This window comes from Marinomonas piezotolerans, from assembly GCF_003362755.1.
Classification (GTDB): domain Bacteria; phylum Pseudomonadota; class Gammaproteobacteria; order Pseudomonadales; family Marinomonadaceae; genus Marinomonas; species Marinomonas piezotolerans.
Genome location: NZ_QKRA01000007.1, coordinates 55,251 through 74,409 on the forward strand (window position 1 = coordinate 55,251; position 19,159 = coordinate 74,409).

General features: G+C 44.6%; 18 protein-coding genes. 17 read left to right on the forward strand and 1 reads right to left on the reverse strand.

Annotation, left to right across the window (positions count from 1 at the left end; all coding sequences use genetic code 11):
* Nucleotides 1-137: 137 nt before the first annotated feature.
* From DN730_RS13985 to DN730_RS14065, 17 genes are all read left to right on the forward strand, one after another.
* Nucleotides 138-1,778 (forward strand): phosphotransferase family protein, encoded by a 1,641-nt coding sequence (locus DN730_RS13985; RefSeq protein WP_245957972.1) that lies wholly within the window; start codon nt 138-140, stop codon nt 1,776-1,778.
* On the forward strand, nt 1,771-2,670 hold the full coding sequence (locus DN730_RS13990; protein ID WP_115468772.1) for a GAK system ATP-grasp enzyme: 900 nt from the start codon (nt 1,771-1,773) through the stop codon (nt 2,668-2,670). The genes DN730_RS13985 and DN730_RS13990 overlap by 8 nt, the downstream gene beginning before the upstream one ends.
* A gap of 7 nt (nt 2,671-2,677) precedes the next feature.
* A complete protein-coding gene (locus tag DN730_RS13995) occupies nt 2,678-3,760 on the forward strand; it encodes an HprK-related kinase B (protein ID WP_115468773.1) in 1,083 nt (360 codons plus the stop codon).
* Nucleotides 3,760-4,443: a histidine phosphatase family protein gene (locus DN730_RS14000; RefSeq protein WP_115468774.1), complete on the forward strand. Its 684-nt coding sequence runs from the start codon at nt 3,760-3,762 to the stop codon at nt 4,441-4,443. Before DN730_RS13995 ends, DN730_RS14000 begins: the two co-directional genes overlap by 1 nt.
* Nucleotides 4,444-4,471: 28 nt before the next feature.
* Nucleotides 4,472-5,800: a metallophosphoesterase gene (locus DN730_RS14005; protein ID WP_115468775.1), complete on the forward strand. Its 1,329-nt coding sequence runs from the start codon at nt 4,472-4,474 to the stop codon at nt 5,798-5,800.
* 4 nt (nt 5,801-5,804) lie between these two features.
* Nucleotides 5,805-6,071, forward strand: coding sequence for an amphi-Trp domain-containing protein (locus tag DN730_RS14010; RefSeq protein ID WP_115468776.1), 267 nt, complete (start codon nt 5,805-5,807; stop codon nt 6,069-6,071).
* Between the two features lie 968 nt (nt 6,072-7,039).
* The gene (locus DN730_RS19475; RefSeq protein WP_425452764.1) at nt 7,040-7,696 is read left to right on the forward strand and encodes a methyl-accepting chemotaxis protein; all 657 of its coding nucleotides are present in this window, start codon (nt 7,040-7,042) and stop codon (nt 7,694-7,696) included.
* Nucleotides 7,697-7,716: 20 nt separating this feature from the next.
* On the forward strand, nt 7,717-7,998 hold the full coding sequence (locus DN730_RS14020; protein ID WP_115468778.1) for an STAS domain-containing protein: 282 nt from the start codon (nt 7,717-7,719) through the stop codon (nt 7,996-7,998).
* Entirely contained in the window at nt 7,991-9,658 is a 1,668-nt protein-coding gene (locus DN730_RS14025; RefSeq protein ID WP_115468779.1) for a fused response regulator/phosphatase, read from the forward strand. Before DN730_RS14020 ends, DN730_RS14025 begins: the two co-directional genes overlap by 8 nt.
* Nucleotides 9,659-9,667: 9 nt before the next feature.
* A complete protein-coding gene (locus DN730_RS14030; protein ID WP_115468780.1) occupies nt 9,668-10,033 on the forward strand; it encodes a response regulator in 366 nt (121 codons plus the stop codon).
* Nucleotides 10,034-10,068: 35 nt separating this feature from the next.
* Nucleotides 10,069-12,108 carry a chemotaxis protein CheA gene (locus tag DN730_RS14035; RefSeq protein WP_115468781.1) on the forward strand — a complete coding sequence of 680 codons (2,040 nt, stop codon included), beginning with the start codon at nt 10,069-10,071 and terminating at the stop codon, nt 12,106-12,108.
* Nucleotides 12,086-12,574, forward strand: a complete 489-nt coding sequence (locus DN730_RS14040; protein ID WP_115468782.1) for a chemotaxis protein CheW — start codon at nt 12,086-12,088, stop codon at nt 12,572-12,574. Before DN730_RS14035 ends, DN730_RS14040 begins: the two co-directional genes overlap by 23 nt.
* A gap of 123 nt (nt 12,575-12,697) precedes the next feature.
* Nucleotides 12,698-13,495, forward strand: a complete 798-nt coding sequence (locus DN730_RS14045; RefSeq protein ID WP_115468783.1) for a CheR family methyltransferase — start codon at nt 12,698-12,700, stop codon at nt 13,493-13,495.
* A 9-nt stretch (nt 13,496-13,504) separates the two neighbouring features.
* Nucleotides 13,505-14,119, forward strand: a complete 615-nt coding sequence (gene cheD, locus DN730_RS14050; RefSeq protein WP_115468784.1) for a chemoreceptor glutamine deamidase CheD — start codon at nt 13,505-13,507, stop codon at nt 14,117-14,119.
* A gap of 13 nt (nt 14,120-14,132) precedes the next feature.
* On the forward strand, nt 14,133-15,167 hold the full coding sequence (locus DN730_RS14055; RefSeq protein WP_115468785.1) for a protein-glutamate methylesterase/protein-glutamine glutaminase: 1,035 nt from the start codon (nt 14,133-14,135) through the stop codon (nt 15,165-15,167).
* 105 nt (nt 15,168-15,272) lie between these two features.
* Nucleotides 15,273-16,427: a cell division protein ZapE gene (gene zapE / locus DN730_RS14060; RefSeq protein ID WP_211313887.1), complete on the forward strand. Its 1,155-nt coding sequence runs from the start codon at nt 15,273-15,275 to the stop codon at nt 16,425-16,427.
* Between the two features lie 112 nt (nt 16,428-16,539).
* Nucleotides 16,540-18,030: a CoA-acylating methylmalonate-semialdehyde dehydrogenase gene (locus DN730_RS14065; RefSeq protein ID WP_115468786.1), complete on the forward strand. Its 1,491-nt coding sequence runs from the start codon at nt 16,540-16,542 to the stop codon at nt 18,028-18,030.
* A 65-nt stretch (nt 18,031-18,095) separates the two neighbouring features.
* Here the strand turns inward: DN730_RS14065 and DN730_RS14070 are convergent, their stop codons facing one another.
* On the reverse strand, nt 18,096-18,878 hold the full coding sequence (locus DN730_RS14070) for a formate dehydrogenase accessory sulfurtransferase FdhD (RefSeq protein WP_115468787.1): 783 nt from the start codon (nt 18,876-18,878) through the stop codon (nt 18,096-18,098).
* Between the last annotated feature and the right edge of the window lie 281 nt (nt 18,879-19,159).

A 19,159-nucleotide genomic window follows, 5' to 3' on the forward strand; every position in this document is an offset into this window, starting at 1 on the left:
AGCTGTTAGAAGAAGTTTGCTTTCGTTTTCTCTAAGGTGATGAGCCGTTTTAGGGTAGGCGATGGCTGGTCAGTCATATTTATGACATATTGGATTGCTATAGTTCTTACTTTTGAATCAATACTGGGGATTCTGCTGTGCCCGCTCCGTCAAAGGTCGTTCAAGAGAGCATGCATTTCTTACTTGATGAGTTAGGAAAGCATTGTTATTTCATGGGCCTGTTTTTTAAAACACATTCGAACGATGAATTAGCTCTCCTCAGATCGCGTCAAGGCTATGTCAAAATCCTTCGCGAAAAAGTGGAACTAGAATGCGCTCGTGTCTTGCAGCGCCGAAAGCCAGGTACTTCTTTTTATAATCAAGTCGTCGCTCATAAAACTTTGATTATTGCGTTGTCCGATCTTTCCAGCATGTCTATGGCTTGTTTTGATGAGATAGAAGCTGATCAACCGTTTATTCATCCAGCGCAAAAGCTTTGTATCAAGTTAGTGAGGCGTTTTGGTCAGTCGATCAATCTCGTAACCATTGGGGTTGACGGCGCGCCGCGTCGCGCGGGGCTGAAGCTTGCTCGGCGTACAGAAAAATTATTAGCATTGTATGAGCAAATCCAGCAGGAAACGCTAAGTCAAAGGGATCGACTGGATGACCGTGAGTTGCGAACAGTATTGCACTGTAACTTCGGATTGAAGCGTCTGGTTACACAGCTTTCGGTGCTAGGTGAGGCGCTTATCAAAGCAGATGTCGGCCAAGTCGCAACGCTTAAAAATTATCGTCATTTAAAAGATGCCGCTGCTTCTCTTAATTATAATTTAGACGACGTTACTGTTAAGCGGTTGGCACTCACTCGTTCAGGTAGCGCCATTGCATCCATTGCCTACGAAGGAAATGATAACTCAGTTGATGTTTTAGCGGTCTATAAAGAAGGGGACTACACAAAGATCAAAGAAGAGGTCGAAGGTGTGGCTCAATGGCAAAAGGTCGCGCCCGATGTCGCACCTGAAGTGTTAGCTCATTCTAGCCGTCAAGGAGAGACTTCGTCGCTGCTTATTGAGCACTTACCGGGTAAAACCTTTGAAAAGTTGGCACTGGCTGGTGATCAATCAGGTACTGAAAAGATCCTAAAAGCACTATTCAAAACGTTGAACAGAATATGGAGCGATACGTTAACGGCAGAAAGTTGTAATGCGCATTTTATGGCGCAGCTACAAAAGCGTATTGGAGATAGTCGTTCCGTACATCCCAAGCTTTTTGCACCAACGCAAACGATATGTGATGTCGTAACGCTCGGCTTTAATGAGTTGATTGAGCGAGTGCAAGCAAAGGAATCCCGTTGGACGGCGCCTTTTTCAGTGCTCGTCCACGGTGACTTCAATGTCGATAACTTGATCTTTAATGAAGCGGAGAAACGCCTCTATTTCATCGATTTACACCGTTCTAGCTACTTCGATTATGTTCAGGATATTTCAGTGTTGATGATCTCGCTTTACCGTCTTCAAGCGCCAGATAAGAAAACACGTAAACTGATGATGGTCTGTATCGAAAAAATAGCGCGTTATGCGCGAAAGTTTGCGCAAAAACATAATGATGAGTTGTTTGAGCTGAGGCTGGCTGCAGGGTTAGCGCGGTCTTTTGCCACCTCAACACGGTTTATATATGACGCAAAGTTAGCGTCTAAAATGTACTTTAGGTCGCGTTATCTGCTGGAAACGTTGGCAAATATGGCGCCGGAACAAGAGGCGCACTATCAGTTGTCATTGGAGGAGTTGTTTGGTGAGTAATTTGAAAATCGGGGTGATTGGAATCCCCGGGAAATGGTCAACTGAAGTGTTAGCGGATCGCTTGGAAGCATTGACAGGCTTTCGAGCAGTAATCGATATGGCCGATGTTGAGCTTTGCTTGGACACCAAGCAATTGCTTCATAAAGGCTTAGACCTTGGTCGACTTGACGGTGTCATCGTTAAAAAAATTAGCGAAGTATACGCTCCTAGTGCCGAAGATCGCGCACTCATGCTCAGTCATATTGAAGCGATGGGAGTGCCCGTTTTCAGCCCTTCCACAACCATCCGACAAATGATTAACCGTCTAAGCGGGACGCTGGCCTTACAGCGTGGAGGCGTTCCCATGCCCGAGACACGCGTCACGGAAAGCATTGATGTCGCTGTGTCAGTGATTAAGGCTCTGAAGGAAGTTATTTTAAAGCCGCTTTACTCGACCAAGGCGCGTGGCATGCAGATATTGAACGCACAGCAGCCAGATTCAGAGTTAAGGGAAGTGCTGGCTGCGTTTAAACAAGAACACGGGCTGTTTTACCTGCAAAAAACTGTCGAGTTAGATGGTCGAGACCTAGGTATGGTGTTCTTAGGCGGTAAGTATATCTGCACCTACGCGCGTGTCGCGGGGGATGGTTCATGGAATACTACGATCAACAGCGGTGGTCACTATGAAGCATATGAACCCACACCAGAGTTGATTGAACTGGGGCGCAAAGCACAAGCTTGTTACAACCTAAGCTTTACCACGGTCGACATTGCGCTAACTAGCGGCGGTCCAGTAGTCTTTGAGGTGTCTGCATTTGGTGGTTTTAAAGGCGCTTTGGAAGGCTGCGGTTTGGATGTGGCGGCGCAGTATGCTGATTATGTGGTCGCGCAAATACAAAACGGTAAGGCATAGAAAACATATGATTAAAGATTTGTTGAATGAACAACAGGTGTCTGATGCGCTGCAGTCATGCGAAGAGCAAACGCTGTTTGTATTTGGGCCATTAGGCATTCTGGTTAAAAGTAACTCCGCGTCGCTGTTACATGAGTTAGCAACGTATTATAAAGGCTACAGCACAGAGCAATCGGCCTCTTCTCAACTGACGCTCTATATGGTCGAGCAACCTGCGGTGGGTGAAGAGCTAGCTTGGCTGGAAGTGCCTCGTGAAGCGGGCAAGCAGGGTAGGAAAGAAGGCTATTTGGATGCCCCAGCTGGCCGTTGGATTAAAAAGTTTAAAACAGACATGTCTTTTCTTCAGCGTGTGGACAACCCTGTTGCGGTCGGGCCTTGTTTGGCTCATATCGCGCAAGTCATTAACTTTATAAACAACCAATATCTGAACCACTTTTTGCAGCAAGGTTTTATGCTAGGCCACGCCGCGGCATTTGATCGAGGCGGAAAAGTGACCGCGATTGCAGCCGGTTCCGGTGGTGGAAAATCAACGTTAATGCTGCGTTGTTTGGAGCATCCCGAACGCCGCTTTTTGACCAATGACCGTCTGCTATTCGCTCAGCAAACGCAAGGGCCACAGGCATTAGGGTTAGCAAAATTACCACGTGTTAACCCTGGCACTTTGCTGCATTCTCCGCGCTTGCGTCACATTTTAAGCGCGCAACGGCAACAAGAATTGGAGCAAATGCCTGCAGCAGAGCTGTGGCCGCTAGAAGAAAAATACGACGTACATGTTGATGATGAATATGGTACTGATCGACTGACGTTAGAAGGAAACTTTGCAAACTTAGTGATGTTGGATTGGTCTCATAGCTCAGAGCAGCCTACGGCGCTTGAACGGATTGATTTATCAGTACAGCCGACGATGATTGAGGGGCTTCGCAAACGTCCTGGGCCGTTCTATCAAGACGCCAGCGGCGAATTTTCAGCAGATCTCAATCAGATCGCGAGCTTTGATGATTACGTTCGACAGCTTGAAGGTGTGAGTGTCTTCCGGTTTACCGGGCAAGTGGATTTTGAGGCCGCTTTTCAATTGATGAGTGATTTGTAATGTCTCGTATTGCGTTTATTCGTCACGGTGCGTATCACCAGCGTCATAATACTCCGAGTGCGTTGCAGCCCTTTCCGCTTACTCAAGAGGGGGAGTTAGAGGTTCGCCGACAGGCTCGGATATTTGGTGATTGGTTGCAAGCAAACGATTTGCAGCTTGCGCCAGTCGTGGACAGTTCAACCCTGCTGCGCGCATGGCAAACTGCGGACCTATACATTCAAGAGTTACGCGATTTTTTCAGCGATACGCCGAAAATTGAATCCTACACCGCATTGTGTGAGCGAAGTGTGGGAGCGGTCGCTAATTTGACGATAGAAGAGATCGAGCAAGTCATGAAAGACGATCCACGCTTTGAGGAGCCTCCCAAAAGCTGGAAGTCTGATAGCCATTACTGCTTACCTTTTGATGGAGCAGAGTCGTTAATGCAGGCTGGTCTTCGGGTCGCAGATCATGTGAAACACTATCGTGATCATTCGGTATCAAACGATATAAAGTTGGTTGTGGGGCATGGTGCGTCGATTCGTCATGCCGCGTATACGTTAGATGTCTTTGCATTTGACTCAATCAAAAAATTAAGCATGCACTACGGTCATCCGGTTGTTTTGGAGTTTGCCAGTCATGGCGCTTCGGTTCAGCTGTTTGGAGATTGGAAACAGCGTCAGAACCAAGATGTTCCGGACTGATAACGAAAATTAGGTTAATTAAAAAATTATGCAAACGCCCATCCCAGCAATTATCGACTCGCCTTACCACAAAGAAGCACTAGAGCGCATTCCGAATGAGTGGGTTTCATGGCCCATTGACAAAGAATCTCGTAATGCGAACGCATTGGCGAAAACGGATTTGCCAACCAAACATTGGAAGAAAAAAATGAAGTGGCCAAGGCGCCCTGTGGTGTTTATTTCAGACCCGCATGCGGATGCCGAGGCGTTTGAAATGTCTCTTATTGCGGCTGGTGTGATTGAGCGGAAAGGCGCGGGCTTACAGAATTTTAAGCTGACAAAATACGGCAAGTCGGTCGAGGTTGTGATCGGCGGAGATTGCCTTGATAAGGGACCAAGCAACCTAGATCTGTTACGCAGCATTGCGTATCTCTACCGTCGCAAAAAAGCGGATGTTACGCTGCTGGCGGGCAATCATGATTTACGTTTGCGTATGGGGTTACTTGCCATTGCACGGAAAAAGGATGTGGGTAATCAGCACCTTTTTGTGCGTATGGGGAAAAAAATCGTCCCGCTGTTTAAAGAGGTGTTTGAGCAATACCTAGATGGTAAAAAGTGGGACAAAAATGTACCTGACGAGGCTACATGTCGCAAACGCCTGTTTCCAAATGAAGAGTGGTTTAGTGAATTTCCCTTCCATGCAGCAGGTTTCTTGACAGCAGAAGGCATCGATCGAGAAGTCCGTAAAATGCAATCTAAGGTCGAAAAGTTTGAACAGCATTGTTTGGCGGCAGGGTTGACCTTGCGTCATGTATACGCTGCGTCTATGAAATGTCAGGCTCTATTTTTGGATAAAAAAGGTGAGTTCGCTTGGTTCTTCCGTAAGATGGAGCTTGTCTCAAAGCGTGGTTCGTTCTTGTTCTTGCACGCTGGATTAGATGATTCCATGGGGCAGATTTTGCTTAAAAGCGGAACGAAATATGCTAACAAAGCGTTTCATAGAAATCTAAAGCGGAAAGACCTTTTTGGTTTTTACTATAGCTCTATCGCGAACACATTTAGAACGAAGTATCGAGATGCAGACTTACCTTTAACTTCTAGAGGTGTTCATGCGATCCACAAGGCGGGCATTAAGTTTGTCGTTCAAGGGCATGTCAACCGCAAGCATGGTCAGCGTGTGGCGATCAAAAAAGGGCTAGTGCATTTCGAAGCAGACATCACACTGGATACCAATTCACGGATCGCAGAGGGGCTTTCAGGTATCGGCATGGGAGCTACGGTGATTGATAAAACACATGGGGTGGTAGGAATAAGTTGCGACTATCCCGCAGTTAAAGTGTTGTCACCCAAAGAACTTAAACATATTTACGTGGAGTAGTGTCATGAAGTCAAAAACAGAGTTTCAACACGAAGCACTACTTGAGTCTCAGGGTGTTCAGGATATTCTTAAGGCCCTAGCTAGAGGGCTCGATAAGGAGCAGTTGGATTTTTCTGATGATCACGAGGGCGAGATTTCATTGAGTCCTGAAGGACTGTTGCATGTCAAAGTACGGGCTCGTGACGAAGGAGATCGCCAGCAGTTTGAAATAAAGGTGCGATGGGAAAAACGTCCTAAATCTGTTAGCAAAAAGCCACCAAATATAAGGTAGTGCGCGCAACGACTCTTATATCCTCTAGGCTGCGTTGAGTACTAAGTGTGTCAAACGCAGCCCTATTCTTTCATTGTACGAATACTACATTCATACTTTATCGTGTCGGCATCCCACATATGTTTAAACGAGCGTTACCGAACGTTATCTGAGTGAGGTTTTCGCTATGCTTGTGTGATGTTCTGTAAAAAAAATCTTACATTATGTGTGAATTAAGCGATATGAATTCATGTTTGAAATCAAACTGCTTTAGAATAGTTCTAGCATGTACTTTGGTCTCAGATTAAGCTTATATAGAGTGACAAAATCTAGGTGTATAAAGCACGATTTCAATGAACGAGCTACACTGTGTAAAATAGTTGATGTTGTCATTGTTAAAAAGTCTGTACATGTGTTGTTGATTGTTAGCATAGAGTGCTGGCGAGTCTTGTATAGGTCACTCATAAGGAAAGCAAATGCTCAAATCTTCTCTTATCCACATCTTTGCTGTTGCGGTTGCAGGTTACTTAATCTGGTCGGGCTTTGTGTGGGAAGCTTTCATCGTATTATCCCTATCTGGCGCTTTGCTTGTTTTTCTCTCCCGCTCTCATGCCAACTCCCAATCTAAAGAGTTTGGTACGGCTTTAGACGAAGAGTACTTAGCGTCTCATCAAAGTGAGGTAGACGCAGCGGGGGTTTCAAAAGTTAAGCATCTGTTTAACGAAGAGCTTATACCACTCCTTGAAATCTGTAGCGATGACATGGGGAATGTACTTAGTACGCAAAAAAGTGCCATTGAGCTACTGAGCCGCGCATTTGAAGACACAAACAATCTGATTAGAGAGCAAAACTCCTGTATTCGTTCATTGGTAGAAGATGGAAGTGAAGGCGGTAAGCGTTATAGTGATGTGATGCGAGAATTCGCTGACCAGACGGCTTCAACCTTAGACAAATTCATCGGAAGTACTGTAGAAATGTCCGCTGCTTCCATGGAGCTTCTCAACAAAGTTAATAAAATTCATGACGAAATGCCTGAGATCACTAAGGCATTGAAAGACATAGATGAAATCGCTGAGCAAACCAACCTATTGGCATTGAACGCTGCAATTGAAGCAGCCCGTGCAGGTGAGGCGGGGCGGGGGTTCGCTGTTGTAGCGGATGAAGTTAGGTCTTTGTCAAATCGCTCTTCCGGATTTAGTGATGCGATTCAGGCGCGTTTACAGGCCATGCAATCTCAAGTGGCAGAACTGACCCATTCTATGGAACGGCTTGCGGCGCATGATGTGACATATATTATGGAGTCGAAGAAGTCTATGAATACGGCGTTGGGGCATATTGTTGATAAAGCTGTATCAGATAGTCAAGTCACCGCGGAGTTGGATACGCTGACGCACAAGTTAGAGTCAGCAATTTTTGACGCGACACGGGGACTGCAATTCGACGATATAAATTCCCAAAACATTCAGTATACGATCGATACGATAGATTTGATTGTGGAGCAGTTGCCTGCGTTAAAAGACCATTCAGTCCATGATATTGAGAATGTGTTTAAGGAAAAATTAGACGCAATCACCGAACGCAGGCAACAAAAGCATAATCCAGTTTCGCAGCAAGATATTGAAAGTGGCGATATCGATCTTTTTTAATTCGAGTAAAAGGAAGCAATATGTCTCAAGCAACAGTGATTACCATTCCAGAGCGTTTCGACTTCGGTACTCACAAATGGTTTACCGAAGCATATGAAGCCGCACTGAAATCAGATGCGAAGACGATTGTATTGGATTTCTCAAAAGTAAGTTACGTTGATTCTTCAGCACTTGGAATGATGGTGTTACTACATCGAAAGTTTAGCTCCAATGGCTGCCAAGGCGTGATTCGAAATCCAACAGGTACGGCGAGAGAAATTCTCGATATGGCTAACTTCGCGACTCTGTATAGCTATGAGTAAAACACCACGCGTCTTACTGTTAGAGGATAACTCTACGACCCGTTTGCTGATTTCGGCAGCGATGCAAGCGCATGGAGTAGAGGTGGTGGAAACCACAACAGTAAAAGATGTTTATGCTCATCTCGATGATGACTCGATAGATCTTTATCTCATGGACATCAATTTGCCCGATGGGATGTCTTCTGAGTTGCTGCCACAGCTGACGGAGCGACATCCCTTAACCCCTGTTGTGATGATGACAGCGGATACAGATTATTCTGAAGTCGGAAGGTTTTTTAAATCTGGGGCGAAAGATTTTATAAATAAGCCGATTAACCCCGTTTTATTGATGGCGAAAGTGCTTAGCTTTTTACAGAACGCAGAAGATAAAAAAGCGCTCTTAAAAGCGAACGAGACTTACCAGCGAATTACGGTAGAGAAAGCGCAAGAAGAAGAGCTTGCGTTCCATGTTTACGACTACATTCTAAAAACACATGCCACAAAAACGGAAGGTATAAATGTCGCTAACCGCTCAAGTGCACAATTTTGTGGTGACATTCTACTTAGCACTAAAGCACCGAATGGTAATTTGATAGTTATGCTTGCTGATGCGACGGGGCATGGCATGGCGGCAGCACTTACTATTTATCCGTTGGTATCTACCTTTACAGCAATGGTTTCGAAAGGCTTGTCTCTGGGAGCTATCATCCTTGAGCTGAGTGAAAAGCATTCGCAATCAATACCGCATAATAGGTTTGTCGCATCAATTTTTATCGAAATTAGTCCTTCTGAAAATACTTTGAAGTTTTGGAATGGTGGAATGCCAAAAATTTTGGCGTTCGATGAGGACCATCGTTTAATCGATAAAATTCCATCCAAGAATATGGCGATTGGTATTCTACCTACCGACATGGTCAACACAAAAATGGAGACATATGATCTCCAAGCCATCAGTCATTTGTGCTTTTTCAGCGATGGCTTAATTGAGAACAAGATATTAGATGGTAAGCACTTATCGTTCGATGATTGTTATGCGTTGATTGCTGAGAAGTTTGATGCGCCAAATGACGTCGTTCAGAAAATGTTGGCGTTGGAAAACTTGGATGCTTCCGGGGAGTCAAATATCGATGACATGACCATTTGTCATATTGATATTGGGAGCGCGGTTGCCGCACTTAGAAACGAATCACTCGAAAAGAACCTCATTCCAGGAAAGTTCGAATTTGCATTTGAGGTAAATGGCGCTGCATTGCTGAATGAGCGGCTACCATTTAGCCTGTCTGAAATGCTCGCGAGCTATGAATTCGTGAAAGAGTTTTGTCAGCGAGTTTTTACCGTGGTGACAGAATTATTTACGAATTCTGTGGATCATGGTGTTTTGGGGATTGACTCCGGACTAAAAGAAAATAATTTTTTAGAGTACATCAGTGCTCGCATGCACGCGACTGAAGAGCTCAACACTGACGATTTTGTCAAAGTCGTATTACGTTGGGAGGCAGAAACTCGCTTGTTACATATTACGGTTTCAGACTCTGGGCAAGGGTACCAGTTACGCACCGAGGCTAATGACCAAGGTTTGGATAAAGCCTATGGGCGTGGACTAAAGCTAGTTACATCGTTTGCTCAAACATTTGAGTATGACCCACAAACCAATTCAACCCATGTTGCTTTACATTATTAGGGGATAAAAATGAGCAAGAAGTTATTAATCGTAGACGACTCTCCATCTGTACGTCAGATGGTTGAAATGACACTTAAAGGTGCTGGCTATACGGTGAAGGCTGCTAAGGACGGACAAGAAGCTCTAGGGTTTTGCCGAACTGAGCGATTTGACTTCGTTTTAACTGATCAGAACATGCCTAATATGGATGGTATTACTCTGATTAAGTCGTTACGTGCTATGACAGCATACACTCGCGTACCATTAATTGTGTTGACGACTGAAGCAAGTGATGCGATGAAGCAGCAAGGTAAAGCTGCGGGAGCGACAGGATGGATGGTGAAACCATTTGATCCTAAAAAGCTGCTGGATGTGGTCGCTAAGGTACTGCGTTAAAACGTAAACTTTCTTCACGTGAGTTGAGATACTGTATGGATAACCTAAGTCAGTTTAATGAGGTGTTTTTTGAGGAGGCTCAAGAACACCTAGAAACCATGGAAACCTTACTGCTAGCTTTTGATGTTGATGCTCCCGATATCGAAGAGTTGAACAGTGTCTTCCGAGCTGCGCACTCTATTAAGGGTGGCAGCGGCATATTTGGTTTTACAGCAATGACTGGTTTAACCCATGTGATGGAAAATATGCTGGACTCGGCGCGTAATAGTGAATTGGCGCTTACTAGTGGACTGATTACTGTTCTGCTCGAAACGGTGGATGTCCTTAAAGAAATTTTAAATTGTTACCGCAATGAAGAAGAGATTGATTGGGACTCGGTGAAGACAGCGGAAGCCGTTATTGAAAATGCTCATAGAGGCACTTCTTCGGAGCAAAGTACAACAGTGGGTGATGTTCTCCAAGCGGGTACGGATGACAATCAAGCCACAGATCTCGAGGAGGACGATGGTTTTGGTTTTTTCGATGAAGAACCGGATTCATCTGAAGACGACGATGGTTTTGGTTTCTTTGATGATGAACCCGATACGTCTGCAGACGAAGGTTTTGGCCTGTTTGAAAATGAAGAGCCAAAAGAAGAGTTTGGTTTTTTTGATGAAACATTGAACGCGCGTATAGAGAAAGAAGCGGCTGAAGACGAAGACGGTTTTGGTTTCTTTGATCCATTACCTAATGATCTGGAACAACAAGCGCCTAATAACGTAGTTTCAGCCGAACAAGCGGCCCCGCCTGAGCCTCCAGTTGATCAACAAACATCCAATATTGCTGCAAAACCACTAAAGAAAGCGGTGTCCAAGCCGGAAACAAAGACAACTGAAGCAACAAGTATCAGGGTTGAGACCAATAAAATAGACAAGCTCGTAAACTTAGTTGGTGAACTTGTTATTACTCAATCTATGTTGAACCTTATTGGAAACGAGGTTCAAGAAAGCATGATGGATAAAATGCAGACTGCGTTGGCTGAGTTAGAGCGTAACACAAGAGAAATTCAAGAAGCCGTAATGTCTGTTCGAATGCTTCCTATTTCATTTGTCTTTAACCGCTTCCCAAGGTTAGTTCGAGATTTGTCCGTTAAGATGGATAAGAAAATTGACTTGGTAATCGAAGGTGCAAGCACAGAAATAGATAAGAATTTAGTCGAAAAAATCTCAGACCCGTTAACTCACCTCATACGCAACAGCATTGATCATGGTATCGAGATGCCCGATGTCCGTCGTGAGAATGGCAAAAATGAAACGGGCAAAGTGAAGCTGAGCGCTACTCAAAAAGGTGGCGAAATCATTATTTCTATTACAGATGATGGCGCTGGTCTCAATCGCGAGAGAATCTTAAACAAAGCACTCGAAAAAGGGATCTCTCTGCCAGATCCTCTGACGGATGAAGCCATCTGGCAATTAATCTTCTCACCTGGGTTCTCTACTGCTGCAGAAATCACGGATGTGTCTGGTCGGGGCGTGGGGATGGATGTAGTTCGTCGGAATATAGAGTCCTTGGGAGGGCGTGTAGATATCAGTTCGACTCAAGGGCAAGGTTCTGAGTTTCAGATTAGCCTACCGTTAACATTGGCGATTTTAGATGGGATGTGCGTGGAAAGCAGCGGGCAGGTCTTTGTTGTGCCATTAGTTAATATTGTTGAGAGCATTCAGCCCTCGAAAGAGCAGATCAAAGTCATAAAAAACAACCCAATACTTTGGGTACGTGAAGAGTACTGGCCCTTAGTTGATATAGGCAAAACTCTATCAGGCAGTGAATCAAATGGCTCCATCGATCAGGGCATTGTCGTGTTAGTTGAAACGGCAAAGAGTCGGTTTGGGCTAATGGTAGACAGTTTAGTGGGTCAGCAACAGGTTGTTATCAAGAGTCTTGAACGTCATTTCAAACGAGTCGAGGGTGTCGCAGGTGCCACCATTATGGGAGATGGCAGTGTAGCCCTGATTTTAGATGTTGATTCACTTACTCAATTTATTAATACAGATGTGAAGGGAGAACTTGCCCATGTCAGTCAATCAGCAGGCTAATGCTAGTGTGATGCCAGCAAAAGAGTTTCTAACGTTTGTGTTGGGCGACGAGACGTATGCCCTTGATATCATGACAGTTAAAGAAATTCGTGGATACGAAATCGCAACGAAAATTGCAAATGCGCCGAACTACATAAAAGGTGTCATTAACTTACGTGGAGATATCGTTCCGATTATTGACTTACGGATAAAGTTTGGCATCGGTGAAGCGACTTATAACGAATGGACGATCGTCATCATGCTGAATGTGCGAGATCGTATTGTTGGCATTGTTGTTGATGGCGTCTCTGATGTGATGAACCTAGAAGAAGATGATATCAAGCCCGCCCCTGAGTTTGGTGTGTCATTTGATAGCCGCTATTTGCACGGGTTGGCAGCCATTGATGATCTCATGGTCATTATTGTGGACATAGAAGAGCTAATATCGAGCGACGAGTTGGGGATATTTGACTCCGCCTCCGTTTAGTAACCTCTGAACCACTGAATTGTTTGGCCTCCGCAGATTCGTTCTGGGGGTTCATTAGGCTTTGTCTTCATACCATGATGGCCTCAGGACCAGTGGTATGAAGCAAAAAGAGTTATAAGTCGTATGGATAGAGAATTTCGTTATACACAAAAAGACTTTAACAGGGCGCGGGCGTTTTTGTTGCAGCTTACCGGAATTAAGCTTGCAGACAGTAAAGATTCGCTTGTTTATAGCCGCTTAGTTCCACGCTTGCGTAAATTGCAGTTGGAAGATGTACGTCGCTATGTTGATTATTTAGAGCAGCATCCTGAAGAAGAAGAGCACTTCATAAATGCCTTAACGACTAACCTTACGTCTTTTTTCAGGGAACCACATCATTTTGATATTTTGAGTGAGTTTATTCAGCGTGGCGAGGTCGTCAATCGAGTTTGGTGTGCGGCGTCGAGTACAGGCGAAGAACCTTATTCAATTGCGATGACACTGGTAAACGTGGCAGGAGGTTTTGCTTCATCGGCGCAAGTAATAGCATCCGATATTGATAGCAACGTGCTGCGTCATGCAAGCGATGGCATCTATCCGCTGGAAAAAGTTAATCCTCTAAATAATAAAAAACTTTTTTTTAAACGAGGTGTTGGGGTCAATGCGGGGAAGGCGCGCGTCTGTGCCCAGCTGCGTAAATTGTTAGAGTTCCAAAAAATAAATTTACTGGATGAGGAGTATCCGGTTAAAGCAGGACTGGATGTCATTTTTTGTCGCAATGTCATGATTTACTTCGACAAAGACACGCAAGAAAAAATTTTGCTGAAATTGCTGAGTAAACTGCGCACGGGTGGGTTATACATTGCTGGACATTCTGAAAACTTCTCTCATTTTTCACATCTTATGAAGCCAATTGGGCGGACGGCTTACATTAAGCTGTAAGGAAGGATTATGGCATTAAGTTCAGAAGTTAGAGAGCATTTAGCGACACATAAATATTTTGATGCCAAATTTAAAAAAGCGGGCATCAAAGTTTTGCCTGGCGAGTATTACGCGACCAAGGATGATCTAATGATTACTACGCTGCTCGGTTCGTGTGTTGCAGTGTGTTTGTATGATGAAAGCGTTGGTGTTGGGGGCCTAAACCATTTTTTGTTACCTGACGGTGGGGACTCGACAGATTTGTTATCAACATCAGGTCGCTATGGCGTGTATGCAATGGAGCTTCTTATCAACCATATCGTTAAACTTGGTGGGGCGCGTGATCGATTGAGAGCTAAAGTGTTTGGTGGTGGCAATGTCATTAAGTCGATGACTCAAAGCAAAGTTGGTGACCAGAATGTCGAGTTTGTAATGGGTTACCTTCAGAACGAGCTTATTCCAATTGATGCGGAAGATGTATTGGATATTTACCCGCGCCGTGTTAATTTTTTTCCTGCAACTGGGCGCGTGATGATGAAAAAACTCATGAATCATTACGATAATGAGCTGATTGATAAAGAGATTAAGTTGCGTAAGGTTGTTACGGAACATCGCACAGAGTCTGGTGATGTGGATTTATTCTAATTAGGTTGTAGCCATGACTGGTCGAGTAATACGAGTTTTAATAGTGGATGATTCTGAACTGATTAGAACCATCCTGTCGGAAGTTATTAATGCATCACCTTTGCTCGAAGTGGTTGGAGCGGCATGCGATGCCTTCGAAGCCAAAAAAATGGTTGCAGAACTTAAGCCAGATGTCATCACACTGGATGTAGAGATGCCGAAGGTGGATGGTTTGCGCTTTTTAGAAGTGTTGATGAAAGCGCAGCCCACACCAGTAGTAATGATTTCGACTTTGACCAAGGCTAATGCTGATACGACACTGAGAGCGTTAGAGTTGGGCGCTGTAGATTACATTGCTAAGCCCTCAATCAACCAAAGTGATTTGTTTAAGCGTTATGCTAACACTGTCGTACGTAAGGTTACTCAAGCGGCTCAATGTCGTGTAGTGCGGCAAATTACTGGCGAAAGCAAGCCCGCTTCAAAAGTGCCAACCATTAAAGCAAATAGAGTGTTGGCCATTGGAGCATCGACAGGGGGGACAGAAGCAATTCGAAGTGTGATGCAGCAGTTACCTCCCGACAATTTTGCTATTGTTTTGGCACAACATATGCCTGCCGGATTTACTACGACGTACGCAGAACGTTTAAACCGAAGTACTGGGTTTAAAGTCGTTGAGGCAAAAGGCGGTGAGCTGCTACAGCCAGGTGTCGCATACCTTGCGCCGGGTAATTTTCATTTAAGAGTCATTAGAAAAGGGAATCAACTTTATACGGATGTATTTTCCGCCGAAAAAGTTTCGGGGCATCGACCTTCTGTTGATGTACTTTTTGATTCCATTGCTGAAGAGGTTGGTAAACATGCGCTTGCAGCACTATTGACTGGGATGGGGAAAGATGGCGCCAAAGGTTTAAAGAAAGTACATTCGGCTGGTGGTTTTACTGTCGCACAAGACGAAGAAAGTTGTGTGGTTTTTGGTATGCCAAAAGAGGCAATTGCACTAGGGGCTGTCAGTGAAGTGTCTACTTTGTCGAATGTAGGTGATGTATTGATCTCTTCATTATCCCGTTGATATTTGTTCTTAACAAATTAAAGCAATAAAGGCTTAGCATATGCTAGGCCTTTATTGCTTTAGAAATACGGCAAATATTTTTCATAATCAATTGAGTAAGCTGATATGGCAGCCAGATCAATGAACACTGATTCACCTAAAGAATATTATAAGCATCGAATCGCGCTAGGCGCGCTTGATGTTGACCCGCTGCAATATGAAGCACTTGAAGCACTGGATAATCTTTATCAAAAACTCGTGTTTTCAGATGTAGATTGTCAGCAAGATTCAATGAAAGGGGTGTATTTGTGGGGGGATGTTGGTAGGGGTAAAACCATGCTAATGGACCTGTTTTTTGAATCTTTGCCGGCTGGTATGGGTAAACGCCAACACTTCCACCATTTTATGGCCGACTTACATCGGCAACTTAACACAACCTTTGGTGTTGTGGATCCTCTCAAGAAAATCGCGGCCAATATGGCAAAAACAACCAAAGTCATTTGTTTTGATGAGTTTCATGTGTCTGATATTGCCGATGCAATGTTATTAAGGAATCTTATTGAAGCGTTGTTTGATAATGGTGTTGTACTGGTAGCCACTTCGAATATTGCCGTTGAAAACTTGTTTCAAAGTCAATTGCAGAAAGCTAGATTTGAGCCCGCGATTAGAATGCTCAAACAACACCTGATAGCCTTTAACTTAAATGGCCAAACAGACTATCGTTATAGACTTCCACTAGATCGACCACTGTATTTTACTCATTTATCTGAACTAGAGCGCGTGGTACTGCGTTCACTGCATTTAACTTCTCATCATCAAGATGCAACTGTAAATGGTCGGTCAGTGCCTGTTCAGGGGGTGCTGGGACGCGCCATATGGTGTGATTTCGCAAGCTTATGTGAAGGTGCGCGTTCGACCCAAGATTATATAGCGCTGGCACATGATTATGATGTGGTAATCGTTTCTGATATACCTGAGTTAAGCAGTGAACCTTATGAGCATATCAAAGCGCGAGGTACAGAAGACGGTGCTTTAGGATCAGGGGAAACGGGTGAGCGCCGCATTACTTTAGGTGTCAATGATGATGCCGTACGGCGTTTTATTGCACTAGTAGATGAATGTTATGACCAAGGGGTCAGTATGGCATTTCAGGCCAGCGTAGAGTTAGACCAGCTATATAGCAATGGTTCTTTAAGCTTTGAATTTCGTCGTACAGTGAGTCGTATTAATGAAATGCAAACATTGGGATATCGGCGTCGCAGCGAACTATTGATGCCTTAATGATGGTTAACTGATTCCTTAACTGAAAATAAAAGATTCCGACTTTTTTAAACCTAACTTAATAGGGATAGTGGGTTCATTATTTTAATGCATTCATGATATTGGAGTATTTATGGACATTGTTGGGCATCTGATTAATGGGCAATTGAACACCTCGTCAACTCGTCTTCAAGACGTGTTTAATCCTGCTACGGGGACCGTAACGAAACAGGTAGCGATTGCTCCAAAAGCGACGGTAGAAGAAGCCATCGCATGTGCTGCAGCGGCTTATCCCGCTTGGCGCGACACGCCACCTTTGAAGCGCGCTCGCGTCATGTTTAAGTATAAAGAGTTGCTCGAACGCAATGCCGATAAGATCACCGCACTGATTGGTGCTGAGCACGGGAAAATATGCCACGATGCGGCAGGAGAGCTTCAGCGCGGTATTGAAAATGTGGAGTACGCGTGTGGCGCCCCAGAGCTGTTGAAAGGCGAATTCTCTAAGAACGTTGGCCCATCAATCGATTCATGGAGTGAATTTCAGCCCTTAGGTGTGGTGGCTGGTATTACCCCATTTAACTTTCCTGCAATGGTTCCCTTGTGGATGTTCCCAATGGCCATTGTATGTGGGAACACCTTTGTCTTAAAGCCTTCAGAGAGAGATCCAAGTACTGCCATGTTTATTGCAGAGCTGTTGCAAGAAGCAGGTCTGCCTGATGGTGTTATGAATGTAGTAAATGGGGATAAAGAAGCCGTAGATACTTTGTTAACAGATGGGCGTGTAAAGGCGGTCAGTTTCGTTGGATCAACCCCCATTGCAGAATATATTTATAGCACGGCAAGTGCTCATGGTAAGCGTTGTCAGGCACTTGGTGGAGCAAAAAACCACGCAATTGTGATGCCTGATGCTGACATGGACAATACAGTTAATCAATTGCTTGGCGCCGCATTTGGGTCATCTGGTGAACGTTGTATGGCCTTGTCTGTGGCGGTGGCAGTTGGTAAAGAGGCGGGTGATGCGTTGGTTGCCAAAATGGCTGACGCGATGACGGCTCTTAAAGTCGGTGAGTGCTCTGATGCGAGTAACGATTTCGGTCCCGTGATAACCAAAGAGCATCAGGAAAAAGTCGTTGGCTTCATTTCTAGTGCTGAATCTCAGGGAGCAACGGTTGTTGTCGATGGCCGTGATGCCCGCGTAACGGGTTATGAAGATGGCTTTTTTGTCGGCGCAACTCTGATAGACCATGTTACGAAAGATATGGAAAGCTACCAGCAAGAGATATTTGGCCCAGTGTTGCAAGTCGTGCGAGTTGATACGATGGAGCAAGCCATGCAGCTAATCAATGCTCATGAATACGGGAATGGTACCTGTATCTTTACACGAGACGGTGAAGCAGCACGTTACTTCTCCGATCATATCGAGGTCGGGATGGTGGGAATCAATGTCCCATTACCTGTCCCCGTTGCATATCATAGTTTCGGTGGTTGGAAACGCTCGTTGTTTGGTGATTTGCACGCATACGGCCCTGATGCTGTTAGATTTTACACCAAACGTAAAACGATCACCCAGCGCTGGCCATCTGCTGGTGTACGCGAAGGCAAGAGCTTCTCGTTTCCTTCTTAAAGCAAGAGAAATATATGTTATAAAAGCTGTTCTTTGAACAGCTTTTTCGATTATGGATAAGGTAACTAGTGATAGTGTCGTGGCGCGGAATGCCTAGGTATATGTACAAGATGAAGATTAAAATCGCGCGCTTGTGCGACTGCCAAAGTGCTGGGCGACGACAAGTGGCCGAGACTCGCAATTTTTGCTCTGACACCTTTCTGAATTAATTCGGTACTGCAACGACTCGACATTAAAACGTGAGCTTTTTGCAGTGTTAAGTTTTCTTTTAACGCTTTTCCAATCAATTTATCCAGTGCGTTATGACGACCTATGTCTTCTGCGAAGGCTAAAAATTCGCCTTCTTGGGTTAGCAACATCGCCCCATGTATCGCACCACTGATATGTCCTACTTTTTGGTGTTGGGAGAACTGTGACTTTGCTGCCAACCATTGCGAGTCAGATAATGACGGTGAATTTGGCAGAGAGGGCATATTTGGAAAGCTCTGTTCTATGGCTTCGATACCACATAACCCGCACCCAGAATTACCTTTACGCTGCCGCATTATTTGGCTTGCTCGATGCTGAGCGCGACCTGTAAGCTGAATATTGGCGCGCAGGTGGCTTGGCAGAAGTGTCGCTGTATCAGTTTCTTCATGGATGGAGAGGTCAAGTAACTCTGTCATCCCTGTAATCAAGCCCTCGGCAAAACAAAAGCCAATGATGAATGCCTCGACATCCACTGGCGTGATCATAATGACGGCATAGTTCAGCTCATTGATACTGATAGCAATGGGCTGCTCTTCGACAAGCTCGGTGGCGCCGCTTTGGTTATCACTGGTGAAATAATAACGTTGAGTACCATGCATAAAAAGTTTCTGCTTCCTAAGAGACAAGTATAATCATATGGTTGAATAAGAAAGTGAGTCTAACGCAAATACAAGTACTTTAGTCGAACCACACTCTGCTCACATGCTTAAATCAGACATAAATGTGCTTTGTAGGTCAAAGCACATTGCTGTGTGTCGTATTTGCTACATCGTAAGAGCTTGGGTATAGATATACTCTAGGATTGGTGTTCTGTTTGTCTTTTCGTATAATGAAAGGCTTGCCGAAACCGATAGCTATTTGTTTCCGGTAGGCAAACGAA

Excerpts from the sequence above, each read along its gene's own strand:
- DN730_RS13995 (WP_115468773.1), top strand. The coding sequence starts at position 2,678 with ATGATTAAAGATTTGTTGAATGAACAACAGGTGTCTGATGCGCTGCAG.
- DN730_RS14000 (WP_115468774.1), top strand. The coding sequence starts at position 3,760 with ATGTCTCGTATTGCGTTTATTCGTCACGGTGCGTATCACCAGCGTCAT.
- cheD (WP_115468784.1), top strand. The coding sequence starts at position 13,505 with ATGGCATTAAGTTCAGAAGTTAGAGAGCATTTAGCGACACATAAATAT.
- DN730_RS14025 (WP_115468779.1), top strand. The coding sequence starts at position 7,991 with ATGAGTAAAACACCACGCGTCTTACTGTTAGAGGATAACTCTACGACC.
- DN730_RS14035 (WP_115468781.1), top strand. The coding sequence starts at position 10,069 with ATGGATAACCTAAGTCAGTTTAATGAGGTGTTTTTTGAGGAGGCTCAA.
- DN730_RS14010 (WP_115468776.1), top strand. The coding sequence starts at position 5,805 with ATGAAGTCAAAAACAGAGTTTCAACACGAAGCACTACTTGAGTCTCAG.
- DN730_RS14030 (WP_115468780.1), top strand. The coding sequence starts at position 9,668 with ATGAGCAAGAAGTTATTAATCGTAGACGACTCTCCATCTGTACGTCAG.
- DN730_RS14055 (WP_115468785.1), top strand. The coding sequence starts at position 14,133 with ATGACTGGTCGAGTAATACGAGTTTTAATAGTGGATGATTCTGAACTG.
- DN730_RS14045 (WP_115468783.1), top strand. The coding sequence starts at position 12,698 with ATGGATAGAGAATTTCGTTATACACAAAAAGACTTTAACAGGGCGCGG.
- DN730_RS14040 (WP_115468782.1), top strand. The coding sequence starts at position 12,086 with ATGTCAGTCAATCAGCAGGCTAATGCTAGTGTGATGCCAGCAAAAGAG.
- DN730_RS14070 (WP_115468787.1), bottom strand. The coding sequence starts at position 18,878 with ATGCATGGTACTCAACGTTATTATTTCACCAGTGATAACCAAAGCGGC.
- DN730_RS14065 (WP_115468786.1), top strand. The coding sequence starts at position 16,540 with ATGGACATTGTTGGGCATCTGATTAATGGGCAATTGAACACCTCGTCA.
- zapE (WP_211313887.1), top strand. The coding sequence starts at position 15,273 with ATGGCAGCCAGATCAATGAACACTGATTCACCTAAAGAATATTATAAG.
- DN730_RS14020 (WP_115468778.1), top strand. The coding sequence starts at position 7,717 with ATGTCTCAAGCAACAGTGATTACCATTCCAGAGCGTTTCGACTTCGGT.
- DN730_RS14005 (WP_115468775.1), top strand. The coding sequence starts at position 4,472 with ATGCAAACGCCCATCCCAGCAATTATCGACTCGCCTTACCACAAAGAA.
- DN730_RS19475 (WP_425452764.1), top strand. The coding sequence starts at position 7,040 with ATGGAGCTTCTCAACAAAGTTAATAAAATTCATGACGAAATGCCTGAG.